This is a genomic window from Pseudoalteromonas rubra (assembly GCF_001482385.1).
Lineage (GTDB): Bacteria > Pseudomonadota > Gammaproteobacteria > Enterobacterales > Alteromonadaceae > Pseudoalteromonas > Pseudoalteromonas ardens.
On the sequence record NZ_CP013612.1, the window covers coordinates 387,120 to 409,124 of the forward strand.

A 22,005-nucleotide genomic window follows, 5' to 3' on the forward strand; every position below is an offset into this window, starting at 1 on the left:
ATGGAAAATTCAGCAATTGAAGCGTTATTGGCCGAACTGGATGGTCAGGGGATTTATGTTTATCTGCAAGAGGGTCGCCTGAAACTGCGTACCCACCTTGCAACTGTGCCAGCTGCACAGCTCAATAAAATTAAAGCGCACAAGCCGGCGCTGATTGAGTATATGCAGGCGCACCATCAGAAGCAGGGAATGCTATCCGCCTCCCAGCAGGGGATCTGGCTTATCGACCAGTACCATGGAGGCGATGTTGCTTACACTATGTCTGGACTACTCAGGCTATCACAGCCTGTCGGTAAAGCGCAGCTTGAAGCTGCCCTGAATACCTTGCTGGCCCGTCATGATATTTTGCGCAGCCAATTTTTCGCTACAGAACAAGGCGGGTGCCAGCGCGTGAATACCGAGTTGTCACTGATCTTAACCCAGTTGTTTGTTTCTGAGCCTGTGAGCCGGGGACAGATTGAAACCGAGTTACAACCTGTGTTGCAGCAAGGGTTTGATCTACAAAAAGCGTTACCGATACGCGCCACTTTGATTAGCACAGAGTGTGAAAATCAAGGGCAGTGGGTCTATCTGATGCTGCATCATCTGGTGGCCGATGGTTGGTCGGTTCAGCTACTGGTGAATGAATTGCTGGATATATTGCAATCAAAGGAGGGGCTACAGACAGCACCGCTACAATATCTGGATTATGTACATTGGGAAAAGCGCTTTTTACAGTCGGATGATTACCAGCAGCAGCATGCCTATTGGCAACAACAGCTTACGGACTTTTCGCCTTTTTCAATGCCAACGAGCTTTGTCAGCCAGGCTGAGAGCTCGTTTCGCGGTGCAAGCCATCAATTTACACTGAATGAGGCACTGTGCCAGCGTTTTGAACACAGCTGTCAGCAACTGGGCGTCACCCCATTTTCTGCGCTCCTGAGCGTGTTTTATGTGTTGCTCCATCGCTACAGCCAGCATCAGGACATCACGGTTGGAGTCCCTGTGCTGGGCCGTGAGCAGAGGGAGTTTGAGTCCATGATCGGCTGTTTTATCCATACACTGCCACTACGTCAACAGCTGGATGGCGATATGCTGTTTAACGAGCTGGCTCGTAGCACACAGATAAAGGTGACACAGGCACTGGAAAATCAAAGTGTCTCTCAGGACGCACTTGCCAGGCTGGCGGATACCTCTCAGTTGTTTAGTGTGTTGTTTAACTATGATGCGCTGCCACCAATGCCATTGCGCTCAGGCGCACTGGAAGCACAACTGTTCACGCTGAATAACCACACGGCTAAATTTGACCTGACCTTAAATTTGGTGACGCATGGCAACGGCATGCTGGCTGAACTTGAATATAATGTTGGCTTGTTTTCATCCGAGTTGATTGCTCAGGTTGCCCGCGATTTCGAGGCGTTACTGCGCACATTAAGTGACGACCTAGCTCAGTCACTTGCTGGGGTTAAATTACCGTCAGTGGAAGCTGCGCAACAACAACTGAACAAGGCGACTGGCACGACACCAGCGCCTTTGGTGTTACCTCAGATCCTGGCACACGCTCAGGCGACTTCGAAACACATGGCAATTGTGGATGCTGACAACCCATCTCAGTCGGTGAGTTATGCAGAACTCGGTGTACAAAGCGCCAGTCTGGCTGGAGCGCTCAATGACGTTGCGCAGGATGAAGAAGTTGTTGCCGTACTGGTCAATCGCCAGGTACACAGTCTGGTTGCTCTGATAGGCGTGATGCGCGCTGGGGCCGCTTATTTGCCCATAGAGCAGGATACCCCTGTGCTGAGGATCATAGAAATTATGGTGCAGGCTGGCTGTCGTACACTACTGGTGTGTGATGCTGAAACGATTACAGAGCAGGTGCAGGAAGCACTAAATGAGCGCGAAATTGTCACGTGGGAATACCATCAGCTGTTAAAACGCAATAGCACGCTATCAGAAGAGTCAGAAGTTGCGCTGAGGCGCGATACACAGGATCTGGCTTATGTGATTTTCACCTCCGGGTCGACGGGTAAACCAAAAGGTGTGGCTATGAGCCACGGTGCCCTGGCCAGTTATTGTGACTCGATTACGCTTCGTATCGATTTTTCGTCGCATACTCGCTCTGGCATTGTCACTGGGCTCGCGACCGATCTGTGCCTGACTGGTATCTATCCGGTGCTTGCGCAGGGTGGCACAGTCGTTATGCCTGGAAACCGCACACTCCCAGAACCGCAGCAGTTGGTAGAGATGCTCACGGTACAGCAGGTCAATTTGCTAAAAATAACGCCGTCGTTTGCTCGTGAGTTATTACCTCAAATTGCAGCTATGGGTGAGAGCCAGCCCGCGATAGAGCAGTGGATACTCGGTGGTGAAGCTCTGGATGTGGCCCTGGTGAGCGAGTTACAGGAGCATTATCCGGCAGCACATATCGTCAATCACTATGGCCCCAGTGAAACCTGTATTGGGGTGACAACGCATACCGTTACTGCTCTGCGACATGCCAACAGTGAACATTACCCTATTGGTAAGCCGCTGGCACATACCCAGGTATTGGTACTGGGTGAACAGGCTAGGCCGGTGCCATTGGGTATGCCGGGTGAGCTTTACATTGGTGGTTCGTCCCTGGCCGATGGCTATCTTCGTGCACCACAACTAACAGATCGTTACTTTGTTCATTGCGAAACGCAAAGCGGAAAACCAGCGCGCTTTTATCGCTCAGGTGACAGAGTAAGGTTAACTCATCGGGGTGAGCTGGAATACCTGGGCCGACTAGATAACCATCCTAAGATCCGTGGCTACCGCGTCGATATTAATGAAATTGAAGCGAAACTGACGGCCCTGCCGCAAGTAAAAAGTGCCGTTGTAATAGCCCGAAAACAGGCTGGTATTGATACCTTAGTGGCATATTACGTCGCTGCCCGAGAGGGAAAAGAGGTTACCTCTGAAATTTTACGAGATGCACTCAGTGCGCGCTTACCCCAGGCAATGATCCCCAGCCATTTCAAAGCACTGAAAAAATTGCCTGTGCTCGGTAATGGCAAGGTCGACCGCAAACAGCTGGCGGCCTTATCGCTTAGCGACGGGCGCAATTATACGCCACCAAAAACAGAGTTACAGCAACAGCTGGCCACTTTATTCAGTGACCTGACTGGTGTTACGCAGGTGTCGGCTGACGATGACTTTTTTGCTATCGGTGGTCATTCTTTACTGGCGATGCGCCTTGCTAATCACATTCGCACCAGATTCGAGCGAGTGTTGTCATTGCAAGCCATTTTTGCCAACCCCACAGTGGCTAAACTTGAACGCTGCCTGCTCGAACAGGACATTCACGTAGGCCACAACTTTGTGACGGTCGACCAATCTGGTGCGCATCCACTGTCTTTTGCACAGCAGAGGATTTGGTTTGTTGATCAGATGCAGGGCCACAGCAAACAATATAATTTGCAGGGCGCTTTCACGATTAAAGGTGCGTTGAATATCGCGGCCTTGTCTCAGGCCTTCGAACAGGTGGTTCAGCAGCATGCCATTCTAAGATTTAATTATGACCAAAACGAGCAGGGCGAAGCGGTCCAGTCTTTAAATGACACCCTGAACTTTGTGTTACAGCAACGGGATTTAAGTAGCTTTGATGATGAACGGCAGGCAGACACGCTGCGTCAGCTGCTGGCAGAGGATTATCATACCGGGTTCGATTTGAAGCAGGATCTGCTGTTGCGGGGCAAGTTGCTGCAACTCGATGCACAACTGTATGTGCTTATCGTGACTATGCATCATATTGTGTCGGATGGTTGGTCAATCGGGGTGTTGTGCCACGCACTGGAAACCGCTTATCGTCTGGCCTGTGAGGGCACTCAAACAGGATTGCCAAAGCTCTCGCACAGCTATATTGACTATGTGCACTGGCAACGTGGCCTGGCCACTCAGCCCCAGTGGCAAACCAGTTTGAATTACTGGCAAAGTCAGCTGGCCGGCTTGCCCCGGGTGCATGAATTACCTCAGGATAATGCCCGGGAAAACCGAGTGATTAGTGGTGGTGCCTTGCACTGTTACGAGCTCCCGGCTGAGTTAACCCAGGTACTGCGCCGCTTTGTTACGACAAGCGGACAAACTTTGTTTGGTGTGCTGGAGAGTGCCTTTGCGTTATGGATGAGCCGCCTGTCGGGTCAATCAGACGTGGCTTTGGGTACGCCGGTTGCGGGGCGCGAGTTCAGCGAGCTCGAACCTGTTATTGGCAACTTCATCAATACTCTGGTGCTGCGTCATCGTATTGAGTCTGATATGACGTTCAGCGATGTGTTGACAACAAGCAATGAGACACTGCAAAGTGCGATGACTCATCAGCATATTCCATTTGATACACTGGTTGAAGCGCTCAACAACGAGCGGAGTTTGGGCATTCATCCGTTGATTCAGGTGGTCTTCCGGGTTAACAACCAGATCAACGAAGCACTGCAACTGGAAGGCCTGGATGTCACCGTGAATGACACCGGCGTGCGCAGCGCTAAATTGGATCTGGAAGTGTCAGTGATTGATTGTGGCGATACCTTGCAGGTTGAATGGCTCTACGATAGTGCCTTGTGGCACGAGCACAGCATTGAGTCTTTCGCCCGTCAGTATACCCAGTTGCTGAGCGCCTGCCTGGAAACACCACAGCGCCGAGTGAGCGAGCTGAGCTTGATAGACTCAGAGCAGCTAACACAAATACTGGCCTATAGCACCCCCCAGAACGAACAAGAAAACAGTGATATTGGCTGGCACCATCACTTCAGCGCGATTGCTGAGATCCAGCCTCATAGCATTGCACTGCGATGTAATGGTGAATCATACAGTTACCTGGAAGTGGAGCAGCGTGCCAATCAGCTGGCGCACTGTCTGCTTGAAATGGGATTTGACGAACAAAGCCGGATTGCTTTATTACTCCCGTCCGGTCCTGCCATGGTTATTGCTGTGCTGGCTATTCTTAAAACACGTCACGTCTATGTGCCTCTGCATTACGATACACCAGAGAAGTCCCTGTCGTATATCGTAGAGGATGCCGATATTGTGATGATTTTGGCACTCAGCGAAGATACCGAAAAGCTCATCGACAGCGGCACCGACTTTCTGTTCCTGGACGATTTATTTGACGTTGAGTCAAATTTTGCCGGTTACCCAGTGTCTGTTCCTGGCTTAGAAGAGTTAGGGGAATCACAGAGCTCAGATGCCCAGCGCTTGTGTTACATCATTTATACGTCAGGTTCTACCGGGCGGCCAAAAGGGGTGATGATCAGCCATGGCAATCTGAATGTTTACTTATCTCATGCTATGGATACGTATCTGGACGCTGACGCGACCTTACCGCTTGCGGTGGTAAGCACACCTTTGGCATTTGATGCCACGATCACCGCGCTGGTCCCCCCCTTGCTGTGTGGCGGAGAGGTTGAGATCGTGACTCAGGGTCCCCATCAGCTCGCAGCCATTACTGAGCTCCTGTTCAATGCCATCCGGCCGCGTTTATTCAAACTGACACCGGCACATTTGCGGGCTGTACAGGCGCTGATGGATGAACTGGGCAGCAATAGCGCACCTCACACCTTAGTGATTGGGGGCGAGGCACTGGATAGTGATTTATTGATTGCGCTGCGTGCTAAGTTGCCTGCGTGTACCTGGGTTAACGAATATGGTCCGACTGAGGCAACCGTAGGATGTAGCGTTTTTTCGCTGACCCCAGATCTGAATCCGCAGGCCGCACTGCGTTATCCGGATGTACCTATCGGTCTGCCCAACCCCGGTGTTGCAATGCTGGTCGTTGATCAGTGCGATCAGCCGGTGCCTGCTAATACACCAGGTGAGCTATTGATTGGAGGGGCAGTAGTCAGCCCGGGTTACGTCAATCTGGACGAGCTGAATCAAACCAAGTTTGTCACTTTGAGTGTGGCTGATCAGCCGCCAATGCGCTTCTATCGCAGTGGGGATTTGGTACAGTGGCAGAGCGACGAGCAGGGCAGGCTGAGTTATTTAAGATACTGTGGTCGTACCGACGAGCAAATTAAACTGCGCGGTTATCGCATCGACCTTAATGCGATTTGTCATTATCTTCGTGAACTGGATGGTGTTCGTGACTGTGCGGTGACAGTTGATGAAGGGCAGCAGTTGTTGCAGGCCCATCTCCTCTACCTTAACGGCAATGTACCGCCAGACAGTCATTTGCGTAATCATCTGGCGCAATACCTGCCGCCGTATATGATCCCCGGACAGTTCAATCGTGTTGAGGCTATCCCGCTTACCGCCAATGGCAAAGTAGATAGCAAAGCTCTCAAAGCCCTGGCGCAACAAGGAGAGGGCAGAGCCAGCAGAAGTATAGATCTGACAGCGCTGACAGTCATGCAATCTTATTTGTATCAGCTCTATCGCGACACATTGCTGACAGAGCATATCGATCTGCACGACAGCTTTTTTGACCTCGGTGGTCATTCCTTACTGGCCATCAAGCTGATCAGCCAAATTCGTCAACAAAAACACCTTGAGGTGACGTTACCTCAGCTGTTTAAAACACCGACCATAGCGTCATTGGCGCAGGCACTGGAGCATTGTGAGCCTATCGCAGCTATGCATGCTATTCAGCCTGTATCACGGGAACAGGCATTGCCGTTATCGTTTGCCCAGCAGCGGCTGTGGCTGATTGAACAGCTTCAGGAGTCGAGCACGCAGTACCATATGCCAGCCGGATTTAAATTCAGTGGCACGCTCGATAAGGCCGCTTTCAGTGAAGCGCTGAAGGCGCTAATTGCACGTCATGAGGTGCTGAGGTCGCGGATAGTTAAAGCTGCGGGGGCGGCTGAACCTGTGCAGCAGGTGCGTGATCAATTCGAGCTGCCGTTAACTCAGCTTGATCTGACGAAAATGAGCGAACGTGCCCGGCAACAGCGCTGGCAGCAAGGAGCACATGACAACGCGACTGCGCGATTTGACCTGACTCAGGATCTGCTGGTGCGGGTATTGTTGGTTGAGTTTGCCAAAGACGATTATCGGGTGCACTTCAATATGCATCATATTGCCAGCGACGGCTGGTCGATGGCAATTCTGGTGCGTGAGTTTATCGCATTCTATCGCCATTTTGCTAAAGAGTCCGGCTACCAGTTGCCGGCTGAGCTGACTCAGCCATTGGCTGTGCAATATGGCGACTTTGCACACTGGCAGCGCAACATTTGGGCGAAAGTGGCCAATCAGGCAGATTTACAGCACTGGCAGACAACCTTAGAAGGCCATCCTCCGCTGCACCAATTGCCACTTGATTATCCGCGTCCTGCCATGGCTCAGCTGAGTGGTTCGCGACACACACAACGCCTGAGTGCCGCACTCACCCGAGCCATTCATGAACATTGTAAAGTACAAGGTGTGACCTTGTTCATGTGGCTACATACGGTATTTTCATTGCTGGTACAGCGTTACAGCCAGTCAGACGATGTGGTGATTGGCTCACCCGTTGCGGGTCGTGAACACAATGAAGTGGCTAATTTGATCGGCTTTTTCGTCAATACGCTGGTGATTCGCTCGCGCACCCAGTCTGGGCAAAACTTTAATCAGTTACTGGAGCAGCAAAAACAGGTGATCCTGGATGCGTTTAAGCATCAGGCGTTGCCTTTTGAGCAGTTGGTGGAAGCGCTTAAACCTGAACGCAATCTGGGGCATCAGCCCATTTTCCAGATTTTGTTTGCACTGCAAAACAACGAAACCACTGATTTGGTGCTGCCACAGTTGCACATTGAAGTCGAAGCGCCGAGTGAACCCATGATGAAGTTTGACCTGGAGGTCAATGCAATTGAAAAGGGCGATGGCATTGAGCTGGAATGGAACTTTAGCTCAGCGTTGTTTAAAGGGGCGACAATCGCAGCACTGGCTGACTCTTTTGAGGTGTTGATCAGTGCCATTCTTAAATCTCCCGAGCACAAGGTAGAACGCTTAGCCTTGCTGAGTCAGTCTCGTCAGCAGCAACTGGTGAGCATCAAAGGCGCAGACAGGGCCATATCAACACAGTGCATTCACAGCCAGGTTACTGCCCGGGTACAAAGTGCCGCAAACCAGCTCGCAGTGCGTGATGCGGATGCATGCATGCTCAGCTATCTGGCGTTAGAGCACAAGGCCAATAACCTGGCCAGTTACTTGCTGGAGCAGGGCGTAAAGCCGGGAGCACGCATTGCCCTGTGCCTCGGGGCTGGGTGTGACCAACTAGTTGCTATGCTGGCGGCCTTTAAAGTGCGCGCTGCTTATGTGCCGATTGATCCAACACTGCCCGCGTCGCGCTGCCAGTTTATTGTGCGAGACAGTGGCGCTAGCTGGTTGCTGACCAACAACAAACTCCTGGCACAGTTAGAGCCTGTTATTGATGCTGTGCAGCAGCCGCCGCTCTCGGTACTGGTTATGGATAATCCAAAGAGCTGGCAACCGAGGCAGCTGCTTGAGCGTTTTACCAGCAGTGACCCCTCAGATCTTGCCTATGTGATTTATACCTCGGGCACCACAGGCCAGCCCAAAGGCGTAGCGATAACGCATGGCAACCTGGCGCTTTACCTTGACCATGCTTGTTCTGCGTACTTCGACGAGCAGCCCAGTTTTAGCGTCGTTAGTACCCCCTTGGCGTTTGATGCCACTGTAACCGCTATTTGGCCTGCGTTATTGCAGGGAATAAGCATAGATATGCTGGCTGATGACGAGCGAATGTTAAAAGAGCTGGCTAACCGCCTGTGCGGCAATATTGCCGGGGTCTTTAAAGTAACACCGGCACATTTGCAAGGGGTTGTTGCAGTACTAAAACAATGTGGCTTGTCAGAAGATCGCTGTTTTAACGCTGCACATAAGGTGGTTGTGGGCGGTGAGGCGTTACCTGTTGCGCTGTTGGCCGAACTCAGCGTGCGATTGCCAAATGTCTGCTGGATTAACGAATACGGTCCAACTGAAGCCACCGTGGGCACCAGCACTTACCTGTGCGATAAACAGGAAATTGACCGCCTGGCGGCACAATCGATTGCCCAGGTTCCTATCGGTCAGCCTATCGCCAATACGCATTTACTGGTGCTGGATGAACAGATGCAGCCGGTCCCGGCTGGGGTCATGGGGGAGCTGTACATTGGGGGTAATAACCTGGCTCAGGGCTATCTGAATCGTGGCGACCTGAGCGATGAAAAGTTTGTCTGGCTACCCGTTGGCGTGCAGCAAAGTGAGCAGCGCTTCTATCGCAGTGGCGATCTGGTGCGTTGGTCTGTTAATGATGATGGCACGCCGGGCGCACTGCTGTTTTGTCACCGACTTGATGCACAACTGAAACTCCGAGGTTATCGCATTGAGCCACAAGAAGTTGCTCAGCAATTGCAGCAAGACCCGCGCATTGAGCAGGCGGTGGTGGTGTTGAATGAAGCCGCGGATAACCTGGAGGCCTACCTGGTCGCTAAGTCAGATGAGGAGCTGGGACGACCTGAACCGACTGAGCTGGTGACTACCAGAATAGCCACCGAACTGTCGGCGTCACTAAGTGAATCGCTGCCCACTTATATGGTGCCCTACCGTTATGTACTGATCGATGCAATCCCCCTGACAGCCAACGGCAAGGTCGACGCGCGGGCACTTCATGCGCTGGGAGCACAATGTGACTCGGTGGCCAAACTCATTGCGCCACGCAATGACGTAGAGGCCGCTTTGGCGGAGATTTTGGCGTCAGTGCTGAAGCGTACTTCAATCAGCGTTGAAGACAACTTCTTTAGCCTGGGTGGTCATTCACTGCTGGCGACGCAATGCATCGGACTGATTGAAGAGCGACTGGGTGTCGGCATGTCAGTCAGAACGCTGTTTGAGCGGCCGACCGTGGCAGCACTGGCTCATTGGGTTGAAATCCAACAGGCCATGGCACAGCAGGCACAGGATGATAACGAAAACGACACTTCAGAAGAGATGTTTTTGTAATGACGGAACAGTTGATAGTAATTGAGCAGTTAATCGCAGATGCATTGCGTGCAGGCATCACTTTGTATGAAAAAAACGGTGCACTGGCGTTTAGGCAACAAGGCGCGTTTCCGGACGAGCTCAAACAGCGCATAGTGGCGAATAAAGCTGAGATCATTGCCTATTTTCAACAGCAGCAGGATGAGGTGCGGGCGTCGGGTGGGCACTCGACGATAGCAAAAGCCGACCGCTCACGGCCTTTGCCAGCCAGTTATGCTCAGCAGGGGTTGTGGTTTATCGAGCAGTTACAGGGTAGTAGTCAGTACTATATGCCCGCTGAATTTGTCCTTATCGGCCATCTGGATATCGAAGCGCTCAAGGCCAGCATCAACGCCCTTATCATTCGTCATGACGCTTTACGCAGTCATTTTATCGCCGACAGTCAAGGCGAACAGGGCGTTGTTGTGCACGTGGCTGAGGCCTTTGAAACGCCGTTTGAGTGGCGCGATGCCAGCGCCTGGTCCGAGACCGGGCGGGTGCAGACAATCCGCACTCAGCTGACCGAGTTTCTGGCTCAGCCATTTGATTTAACGCACGATGTATTGTTACGAGCCTTAGTGATATCTGATCAGCAAACTCACTATCTGGCGTTCAATATGCACCATATCGTATCCGACGGCGCGTCGATGCAGGTGTTGGTCACAGAGTTAGAAGCGCTTTATCGTGCAGCGTTAAACGAGGATAAAGCCCCTCAGCTGGCACCTTTGACGATACAGTATGGGGATTATGCAAACTGGCAGCAGCGTACCCTGAAACCCGAGTATCTGGCAGACAAGCTCTCGTTCTGGCAACAAGCGCTGGCAGAGTTGGATCCGATCCAATCTTTGCCCGGTGACTTTGTTCGTCCGGCGCTACAAACACACGGTGGCCGGGTTTATCGCCAGACCCTGAATCCACCCTTGGTTGAGGGAATTCAGGCTCAGTGTGCCAGCCAATCGGTTACGCCATTTATGTGGTTGCTCAGTAGTTTTATGCTGTTTGTTGGGCGGTTAACGCAAAATGAGCAGGTGGTTGTTGGTACGCCTGTGCTGGGACGTGACCACCCTGAATTAGCGCCCTTGATTGGCCTGTTCGTCAATACGCTGGTGATCCCGGCCAAAGTCATAGAGTCAATGCGTTTCAACGACTGGCTGCAGCAACAAAAAGAACAAATCCTGACTGTATTTGAACATCGGGAGGTGCCGTTCGATAAAGTCGTTGAGGTGCTAAAATGCGAGCGTGACATGAGTCACCATCCGCTGGTACAGATTTTGTTTACGCTGGAACAAAACGCATCGGCACATACCCTGGATCTGCCTGGTTTAAGCGTGGTAGAGCAAACCGCCTGCAGTGATGAAATCGACATAAAATGTGACCTGGAGCTCAGTGCCACTCTGGACAATGAGACCCATTCATTGACACTCAACTGGAAGTACGACAGCGACCTGTATCGCAGCGATACCATAGTTCACTGGGCAGAGAGTTTCGCGGTTATGCTGCAGCAGCTGGTTGAGGCGCCGCATACGCAGGTTGGGCATGTTGCGTTGCTTAGCAAGCAGCAAACTCAGGCAATTCTGACACATGCCCAATATACAGACACACTGTGGGATACCAGCCAGACGCTGGTGAGCCTGTTCGAAGCGCAAGTTGAGCGCTTTGGCCAGCGGATCGCCGTGGTTGATGAGCAGGAACGTTTGAGTTATCAGGCGCTGAACAACCGGGCAAATCGGCTTGCCAGAGTGCTGGTGAAACATGGCATCACACCTCAAGCCATGTTGCCCGTCAGTGTCACCCGCTCTGTGAATATGGTGGTGACTTTACTGGCGATTTTAAAAGCCGGGGCGGCTTATGTGCCCATTGACCCGGATTACCCCAGGGACCGCATTGAGTACATCATAGGTGATGTTGGTAGTCGCTGGTTGATTTGTGACCACTACACTCAGGCACGTTTTGACACCTGCGCTGAGCAACTCATCAACATTGACGATGAGACCCTCTACGATGGCGTTGCGATTAGCGATAATTTAGCGCTGGATATCGAGCCACATCACCTGGCTTATATGATCTATACCTCAGGTACCACTGGTCGCCCTAAAGGGGTGCAGATAGAACACCGCCACGTTGTGCGCTTATTACACGTAGAACCGGCTTTATTCGATTTTAATGAGCAGGATGTGTGGACCTTGTTCCATTCATTTTGCTTCGACTTTTCGGTTTGGGAAATGTACGGTGCTTTGCTGTTTGGCGCAAAACTGGTGGTGGTTAGCAAGGCCGTGAGCCAGGACACTCAGGCCTTTGCCCAGTGTTTACTGAACGAGAAGGTGACAATACTCAATCAGACCCCCAGTGCGTTTTATGTTTTGCAATCTGCTATGTGCGCATTATCAGAAGCAGAGCAGGCGCGCTGTCAGGTGCGCTATGTGATTTTCGGGGGAGAAGCCTTGCAGCCGGGCAAGCTCAGGCCCTGGGCTAACCGATTCGAAGCCTGTCAGTTAATAAACATGTATGGGATCACCGAAACCACAGTGCATGTGACCTTTAAGCGACTAACGCAAGCGGATTTAGCGTTGGGGGTGAGTAATATCGGCCACGCTATTCCAACCACGTCGTGTTATGTCCTGGACAAATATCAACAGCTGCTGCCAATGGGCGCGGTAGGTGAGTTGTATGTGGGTGGTGAAGGGGTGTGCCGGGGTTACTGGCAAAGAGAGACGCTCAATGCTGAGCGTTTTATCGCCGACCCGTTTGCCGCATCAAGTGATAAAAAACTCTATAAGACCGGCGATTTGGTACGTTTTCTGCCGGATGGCGAGCTGACATACATCAGCCGGGCCGACGATCAGGTCAAAGTACGGGGTTATCGGATTGAGCTGGGAGAGATTGAAAATCAGCTGCGCCAGCATCCGCAACTACAAGCTGTTAGTGTATTGCTTAACTGCAATGACCAGCAAGGTGCGCGGATCAGCGCGTTTGTGGTCCTTTGCCCCGGTGTTGAGCTGGCAGAACCGCTCACTCAGCTGCAAGCGTATTTGCGCAGCTCTCTGCCTGAATTTATGCTGCCTACCAATGTGGTCGTTGTTGACACTTTACCCCTGACTAGCAATGGCAAAATTGACAAAAAGGCGCTGCTGGCGCTGGACGTTTTGCAGCAAGAAGCGGTGTATCGTGCACCAACTACGGATGTTGAACATGCTATCACCACGTGCTTTTCGAGTTTACTGGGGGTGGAGCAGGTTGGCCTGAATGACCATTTCTTCCGCCTTGGTGGACACTCTTTGTTAGCCACGCAGTTGGTAAGTCAGCTCAGGGAGCGCCATGGTCTGCCTGTCACATTAAAAGACGTATTTCAGAACCCGGGTGTTGCTGAGTTGGCAAAAGTGGTCACTCAAGCGGGTGCACAGAGTGCATCTTCGTTTGATATTCCACGTACACAGACCACGCAGTCTTTGCCCTTGTCTTTTGCGCAGTCGCGACTGTGGACAGTCGAACACATGACTCCTGAATCAGCGCAGTATCATATGCCAGCGGCTTTCACCCTTCATGGCCCATTAAACCTGGCTGCATTTAAACAAGCCTGGCTGGCTATCATTGAGCGCCATCAGGTGCTGCGCAGTAAAATACTGCTCGATGAGACGGGCAGACCACAGCAGGTGCTTAGTCCCGACTTCGAACTGCCTTTGCATTACATTGATGCACGTGCTTTGGCACCAGAGGCGCAGCAGCGACGCTGGCTTAGTGCACAGCGTGACGATGCCATGCAAACTTTTGACCTGAGTCAGGACATCATGGTGCGGCTGACCTTGATGTCATGCAGTGATAGCTTGCACCAATTGCGCGTTAATTTGCATCATATCGCCGCAGATGCGCACTCTTTGGAGATTTTAACTTCCGAGTTGGCGGCATTCTATCAATACTACGCTAAGGGGCTGCCACTACCAGATCTGCTGTCGCAACCTTTGCCATTGCAATACGCAGAGTATGCACAGTGGCAGCGCGAGACTCTGCAAGGTGAAGCTTTGCAGGCACACAGAGACTTTTGGCTAGCGCACCTGGCAGATGCACCGCCGCTGCATCAGTTACCACTAGATCGGGCCAGAACTAACTCATCGGATACGCATGGTGCGGTGCACATCGCACACCTTGAACAGTCGCAGTTGGAATCTATCGAAGCCCAGTGCCGACACAGTGATATCACCCTGTTTACCTGGTTGCAGACTGCGTTTGCATTATTTGTGGGTAAATACAGTCGTTGCGACGATGTGGTGATTGGTACGCCATTTTCAGGTCGGGAACATAGCCAGTTGCAGCCTATGGTAGGGTTTTTCATCAATACCTTGCCCATTCGCACGCATTTTACACCACACATGACTTTCGGCGAGCTGCTGAGTCAGCAAAAAGCGCTGATGATAGATATTCAGGCCCATCAGGCAATGCCTTTCGAGCAGATCCTCGATGCGCTTAACGTGGCACGCGACCTCAGTCATCAGGGCGTTTTTCAGCTGAGCTTTTCACTTAATCCCCGGCTGGACACACAGCTGCAACTGGCTGATATAGAAGTATGCCCGCAGCAAGCGGTATCCGTGGAAGCTAAGTTCGATATTGAACTGAGTGCAGCACAAACCGATGACGGACTGCGTTTCACCTGGTGTTACAACACAGGTTTGTTTGATGCCGCCAGTATTGCTGGTATGAGCGAAGCGTTTAACGTGATGCTCAACGCACTTGCCTATAACGCTGAGCTTCCCATCGCCGATGTGCCTTTGACGCTTCGGCGCCACCAGGCAATTAACGGGGAGTCGCACAATGTGTCCAAACACACCACACTGGTTGAGCGACTTGCCCTGTTTGCCCATCAAACACCCGATAAAGTCGCAATTAAGGACCCCGCAGCGGATAGCATGCTCACCTATAGTGAGCTTGATACTCGGGCCAGCGCTTTGGCCAGGTATCTGGTTGGGCAGGGTCTGAAGCCACAACAAAGGGTACTGATCAGTTGCGATGCCGGTGTCGATTTAGTGGTGGCCATGCTGGCGACCTTCAAAGCCGGTGGGGCCTATGTGCCTGTGTCGGCGGATTACCCCGAAACGCGCATCAGACACATTGTCAGCGACAGTGGAAGTCGATGGTTGTTGACGCAAAAGCGCTTCACCAGTCAGTTTGAGGCCTATCAGGACTGCCAGCAGGTATGGCTGGATAGTCCTGAACTGAACGCGCAGTGTGCCACCTATGCCCAAATGACGTTACCAGCAATCGATGCTGGTCAGCTAGCCTATGTGATTTATACCTCAGGTACCACAGGGCAGCCCAAGGGCGTTATGATCCCACATAGTGGGCTAACAAACTTGTGTCACTGGCATCAGCGAGCCTTTGCTCTGGACCAGCACAGTGTCGGCAGCCAGACCGCCAACATCGCCTTTGATGCGGCTACCTGGGAAATTTGGCCTTATCTGAACGCCTGTGCACAACTGGTGTTTGTCAGCGGCGCGCAACTGAATGATCCACATTTATTGTCAACATTGTTGACCGAAGAGGGAGTAAGCCATTGTTTTCTGGCAACGCCAATTGCAGAAGTCATGTTGGCAGACTCAGCCTTTGCACCGGCAAAGCTAAAGTATCTGTTAGTCGGGGGTGACAGGCTGGGTCCAGCCCGTGGTCAGCATAATTTTAAATTAATCAATAACTATGGACCAACAGAGGCTTCTGTAGTGGCAACCTCAGGTGAAGTTGCCTGGCACAGTGAGCAGCAGCCGGACATAGGCCTGCCGGTAGACAATTGTGCGATTTTCATTATGGATGAGCACGGTCGCAGCGTGCCCGACGGCATGGTCGGAGAGCTCTATATTGCAGGCGCTGGGTTGGCCCTGGGCTATCTTAATAAGCCTGAACTGAGCGATGAAAAGTTCACTGAACTGACACTGGATAATGGTGATCGTGTGCGTGTTTATCGCAGTGGCGACCTGGTTCGGCGGCTCAATAATGGCCATATTGCCTACATTGGGCGTAATGATGCGCAGGTTAAATTGCGTGGCTATCGCATTGAGCTGGCTGAAATTGAGCACCAGTTGCGTGAGCAGTCTGGTGTTGCGGACTGCGCAGTATTGATAACGCAAACGCATCCAGGTAATAAACAGTTGACGGCATTTGTGGTGCCTGAGGCTGCGCAATCGGAGCTCGACTCCGGTGAAGCTTGGCGTGCTGCACTGTGTGCTCGTTTGCCAGATTACATGGTACCAAGTGTATTTATGGTTTTGCAGGCGTTGCCTTTGACTGCACATGGCAAGCTTGATCATCGTGCACTGGCGCAGTTTGCTGCGCAGTCTGATGGTGAACAAATCACACCGGTTGAGACGCGCGGCACAGCAAACGCTGAGCACAATCCGATTTTAACGCTGATGCGGTCATTGCTGAATACAGGGGACCTGCAAGCTCAGGATGACTTTTTTGCCAGTGGCGGTGATTCCATTTTGGCCATTCAGCTTGCCAGTCGGGCCAGAGCAGCAGATATTGCCATTTCGGTTGCTGATATTTTTACCTACAGTACAGCACAAGCGCTGGCTGCAAACTTTATCACCAACACAGCACAAACCAGCATAGCCGGGTGTGAATGTGAACAGCAGCATTTTGTCGGCAAACTAACCCCTCACCCAATCCAGCAATGGTTTTTCGAGCAGGCTTTTGCGGTCCCTGAGCACTGGAACCAGGCGGTCATGCTGAGCATTGATAAGTCCGTTTCTTATGCACATTTGTGCGATGCCGTGCAGGGCCTGATACAGTGCCATGATGCCCTCAGACTGTCTGTCAGAGGGGGGGAGCAATTACATATCATGGAGCAGCTCGACAGCGCAGCTGTGTGTCATGCTCACGACCTTAACGCCAAAGGCACTTGCTGGCAGGATGCTCTGGCGGAGATCTGTGCGCTAGCACAGGCAGGATTTACTTTTGACGGTTCCCCCTTGTTGCACGTGTGCCATATCGTGACACCAGACACAGAGCAAGCTGATCGGTTACTGGTGATTGCTCATCACTTACTCATTGATGGCGTGTCCTGGCGTATTTTGCTGGCCGATCTTGAACAGGCATGTGCTCAGGTTCAAAGGGGACAGGCTGTGCAGTTACTGCCTGCGAGTGCTTCGCCGGATGCTATTGCGTTTTATCTTCAGGGCCGCGCACAGGAAACTCAATATCTTGCCAGATGGCAGGACGCGGCAGCGCTCTCTCAGCGTCAACGGCTGCTGGGCGCAAGTTTTTCAGGCAGCCAGCTGACAACGGCCATTATAAATAAAATACAGTTCAGCCAGTCTCAAACACAGCAGCTGTTAAATGAGGCAAACCGACCGTACAGAAGTAATATCCAAACCTTATTGCTCAGTGCGTGGCAGTGGCTTGCGTTACGTCACTATCAGCGTACAGAGCAGGTAGTAATGCTCGAAAGCCATGGCCGCGCACAGCTGCAAGGTGCGCTGGATGCCAGTCGTACCATTGGCTGGCTAACCGCTTTATTCCCGCTGCGTTTAACCTGTGGTAGTGCCATATCGGAATCGACACTGACCGAGGTTATCTGTGCTGTCAAAGAGCAACTTGCCTGGACTACCCGCCATGGCAGTGAGTTTGGCGCTTTGTGCCATTCTCACCCGGACCCTCAGATCAGGGGGTCATTGAATATAAATACCCGTGAACAGGTCTTTTTTAACTATCTGGGGCAGCTCGATACGGTCTTGCAGCACAGCGGCTTGCTTGGTGACGCCACTGAGCACACAGGCTTGCTACGCAGCGAGCAGGATAACCTGTTCGGAGCATTACAAATTACCGCAGCGGTGACAGGCGGTTGTTTGTCAGTGACGCTGGAGTGTGCGTCTGATTATTATTCTGAACAAGATGCCAGGCAGCTGAGCACGCGTTTTGAGCTGGCCATTGAAGAAGTACTTGCGCATTGTGTCGCGCAGACAGAGCACTGTTTCACGCCCAGTGACTTTCCTCTGCTGCCGCAGCTCGACAGACTGCAACTGGATCAATTGCTGGACAAAGCAGGGCAAGGTGTTGCCGATATTTATCCAATGACGCCTCTGCAGCAAGGCATGTGGTTTCATGCACAAGGTGCTGATAACAGCGCCTATCTTGAACAGTCAGTGATGTTACTGGAGGGAGCTTTAGATACTGAGGCCTTCGGCTATGCCTGGGCGCAGCTGATAGCCAGTCATTCAATTTTGCGAACGGCATTTTTTGTCACCCCATATCAGCCTGTTCAGGTGGTATTTGAGCAGTGCCCAGTGCCTTTGCAAATTGACGAGCCGCAACCTTATGACGACACAGTGGAAGCTTGTCTGACTCAGGTGGCTGTACAGGAATATCGACATCCAATCGATTTACAAGGTGCGCCTTGCATGCGTCTGAGGCTGGTGCCGTTTGCCGATCATTGTCACGGATTTGTCTGGACGTATCATCACATGATCATGGATGGCTGGTCTTTGCCCGTGCTGTTTGCTGAGCTGGTTGAACACTATCGTGCGAGAGTGCAAACCCGGATGGTGAAATCCGTCATGGATCCGTTCCGCGACTATGTTGAATATCTTGAAAACCGGGATGTGCATGCAGAGAAGGCGTTCTGGCAACAGCAACTCGCACAGATCGATACGCCAACGCTGGTGACAGAGCATCTGGCCATCAGAGATGGAAACAATCACAGCGTCAGTGAGCTGACAGAAACATTGAGTACGGACTTTACCGCTCAGCTTAGCGCGTTTGCAAAGCAACGTGGACTGACGCTCAATCAGGTGGTTCAGGGAGCCTGGGCTTATTGGTTGAGTACCTGTTGCCAGAGTGACTACGTGCTGTTCGGTCAGACTGTTTCCGGACGTCCTGAGTTCCTGCCTCGAGTTGGAGAACGAGTCGGCTTGTACATCAATACTCAGCCGGTGCTGATTAATACTCCAGGTCAACTGTCGGTCAATGACTATCTTGCGCAGATCAGAGAGTTGCAGGCATCACTGGCGCAACATGCACATACGCCGCTGTCGCAGATCCAGCAATGGAGCCAGATTGATAACAGCAGCGATTTGTTTGATGCGCTTTATGTGTTTGAAAATTATCCCAGCGATCCGCTGGCTGAAAACAACGCGCCGTTTAAAGTGACGATATGCTCGGAGCGGGACCAGACGCACTATCCAATAACGCTTGCGGTCGGTGTTGCAAAACAACTGTCGCTAACGCTCTGTTATCGCGACGCGATGTTAGCCGCGCAGCAGGCGCGCCAGAGCCTGTGCCTGATAACGGATTTACTGACTGCCTTTATGGAGACTCCGGATAGTACGCTGGCGCAGTTGTCGCTGGTGAGGCCGGACCAAAATGCCCGGCTGCCGCATTTTGAGCTACCCGGTGCGAGCAGGCAGGCCGTTCATCATCAAACCATACAGCAGGCGTTTGGCCAGGTTACGGCCAGCCACAAGCAAAGCACCGCTATTCGTTTCTATCAGCAGGGCACAGCGCTTCCTATTCAGACACTAACCTACGGTGAGCTGGATGAGGCTGCCAGTCGACTGGCAAATTACCTGATGTCTCGGTATTCGTTGCCCGCCGACCGGGCTGTGATTGCGGTGTGTCTGCAGCCTGGGCCACAGTTGATCATTGCGATTCTGGCTGCGCTTAAGCTTGGCGCAGCCTATTTGCCGGTTGCACCAGCGTTTCCTGAACAAAGGCGTCAGTACATGCTTTCCAATGCAGAGGCCGCTTTATTGATCAGCACAAAACAAGACTGGCTTGGAGATATGCCTACTTGCCCGCTCGTTGATTTGGCAACCTGTGAGGCTGATATTTCAGCTGAATCGAGTGATTGTGTGCAGCGCACGTGCGACAGCACATCTCCTTGTTATGTCATTTACACCTCCGGTACCACGGGTGAGCCAAAAGGTGTGCAAGTTGCCCATCGCAGTGTGCTCAATTATGTGGCGTGTCTGCAAAGCAATTATGCCATCGCACCGGGTGACAACTATCTGCAATTTGCCAGCTGTAGTTTTGATGTTTTTGCAGAAGAAGTGTTTTGTACTTTACTCAGTGGCGCAACCCTGGTGATGGCTAAGCAAAACCAGTTGCTTGATAGTCATGCGCTTGCCACACTGGCGCAGAGCGCCGAGTTAAGCCTGATGAGCTTGCCAACGGCTTACTGGCAGCAACTGGCGGCCAGTCCCGTCGATTTTGGTTCTCGCATGCGGATCATCACAGTTGGCGGCGAGCAAATGCAAAGTGCGGCACTGCGCGCCTGGCAGGCCCATTATGGCTCTGCTATCCGAGTTATCAATGCCTACGGGCCGACCGAAACTACCATTTCTGCCACGCTTCAGGACGTTACGTGTTATCAGGGTGAGTCCGTGCCAATTGGCCAACCCCTGGCTGGCCTCGAGGCACATGTGCTGGACAGTGAGCTCAGAGCCCTGCCGGATTACGTTGCCGGAGAGTTGTATGTCAGTGGCGAGGCGCTGGCACTTGGCTATTTGGGCGATAAAGCGAAAACGGATAAAGCCTTTGTACTCAACCCCCACACTCAAACGCGCAGTTATAAAACCGGCGATAAAGTGCGAGTGATTGACGGGGCGTTACACTTTTTAGGACGCCTGGACGAGCAGGTGAAAATCCGCGGTTATCGCATTGAGCTGGGCGAGATTGAACTGGCCCTGTTAGCACAGCAGGCGGTGTCTGCCAGTGTTGTAGTTGTGAAACGAGATCAGCACAACGGCGATCAGCTGGTGGCCTTTGTGGAGTCAGCGTTTGAGCCTGATGCCTCTGAACTTAAAGCGGCTCTGGCTGACCACTTGCCCGCTTATATGGTGCCACAGTTGATAATCGTTCGCGCACAGCTACCCCATAACCACAATGGCAAACTGGACAGGAAAGCACTTGCCAGTGAGGCTGACACGCTAATGTTGGCCGAACCCGAACAGTATGTTGCTCCAACCACGCCCCTGGAGCGTCACTTATGTGACTATCTTGGCGAATTGTTGCAGTGTCCGCAGGTGGGGCTCAGTGATGACTTTTTTGCGCTGGGTGGTCATTCATTATTGCTCATGCGATTGCATACTGAGCTGTGTGATGTACTCAAAGCCCAGGTGCCCATCGCTTTGTTGCTGCAACATACCCGTGTTGATGCACTCGCTCAGGCCTTAAGTGATTTCCAGCAAGCCAGTCAGCAACATCCTGTGGAGCTTCAGAGCCTGTTATGCCTGCAAGCTGGCAGCCCGGGCGTTACGCCTGTGGTGTTGATAGCCGGTGCAGGTGGTCTGCTGATGGCCTTTCAGGCATTGGTACAGGGGCTAGATAAACAGATCCCTGTCTATGGTCTGCAGCCTGATCTGATCGCACATGACCCGGATGTCGTTGGGTCGGTTGATGCAACGGCGCAGCATTACTTGTCTGCACTCGGGGAGGCGCAGATTGGCTCTGTTCACCTTATTGGTCACTCATTTGGCAGCTTTATCGCACTGGCAATGGCGCAGCAGCTGGACAAGAACTCCCTACCTGAAGGAGAGACGCAGCGTGTATCGGTGTCGTCAATAACCATACTGGATACACCTAAACCAACGCATAGCTCAGTGTCGATCACGGCCGCTGAGGCAGATCAGTTGATGCTGGAGAATCTCAACGACTTCTTTGCACTGGGTTTGAATGCCGAGCAGCTCAGCGCGCTCAGAGTCGAGACGCTTGCTCAGCAAACCACAAGCCTGGTGGATGCCATGGCTCAGTCAGGTTACCACTTTACAGCTGAGCAGTTATCGCGCCTTCAGGCCGTGTTTCGCGGTCAGCTACTGGCTGAAGTGCACCTGGGGTTACAGCTAAGTTGTCCGCTGACCGTGATCAAAGCCAGTCAAACCCGGGAGTTTGAAGGCCGAAGGCTCTCAGCTGGTATGGGCTGGCAAACCTTGTATGCCAATGTGAATGCCCACGAAGTTGAGGGCACTCACTTGTCGATTTTGCAGTATCAGCAAGTCGATAGGGTTATAGAAATAATAGAGAGTTACTACTTTTTGTAGTCTATTGTTTAGCAAAGTGTTTTTAAATTGTTTTATTTGATGTTGATTGTGCGTAAGA

General features: G+C 52.1%; 2 protein-coding genes. Both read left to right on the forward strand.

Going from position 1 to position 22,005, the window contains the following annotated elements; genetic code table 11:
* Positions 1-9,912 (forward strand): non-ribosomal peptide synthetase, encoded by a 9,912-nt coding sequence (locus AT705_RS21015; RefSeq protein WP_058798320.1) that lies wholly within the window; start codon positions 1-3, stop codon positions 9,910-9,912.
* Positions 9,912-21,947 carry a non-ribosomal peptide synthetase gene (locus tag AT705_RS21020; protein ID WP_058798321.1) on the forward strand — a complete coding sequence of 4,012 codons (12,036 nt, stop codon included), beginning with the start codon at positions 9,912-9,914 and terminating at the stop codon, positions 21,945-21,947. The genes AT705_RS21015 and AT705_RS21020 overlap by 1 nt, the downstream gene beginning before the upstream one ends.
* Positions 21,948-22,005 lie beyond the last annotated feature (58 nt).

What these genes read in the sequence shown, in the direction of transcription:
- AT705_RS21020 (WP_058798321.1), top strand. Translation starts at nt 9,912, where the DNA reads ATGACGGAACAGTTGATAGTAATTGAGCAGTTAATCGCAGATGCATTG.
- AT705_RS21015 (WP_058798320.1), top strand. Translation starts at nt 1, where the DNA reads ATGGAAAATTCAGCAATTGAAGCGTTATTGGCCGAACTGGATGGTCAG.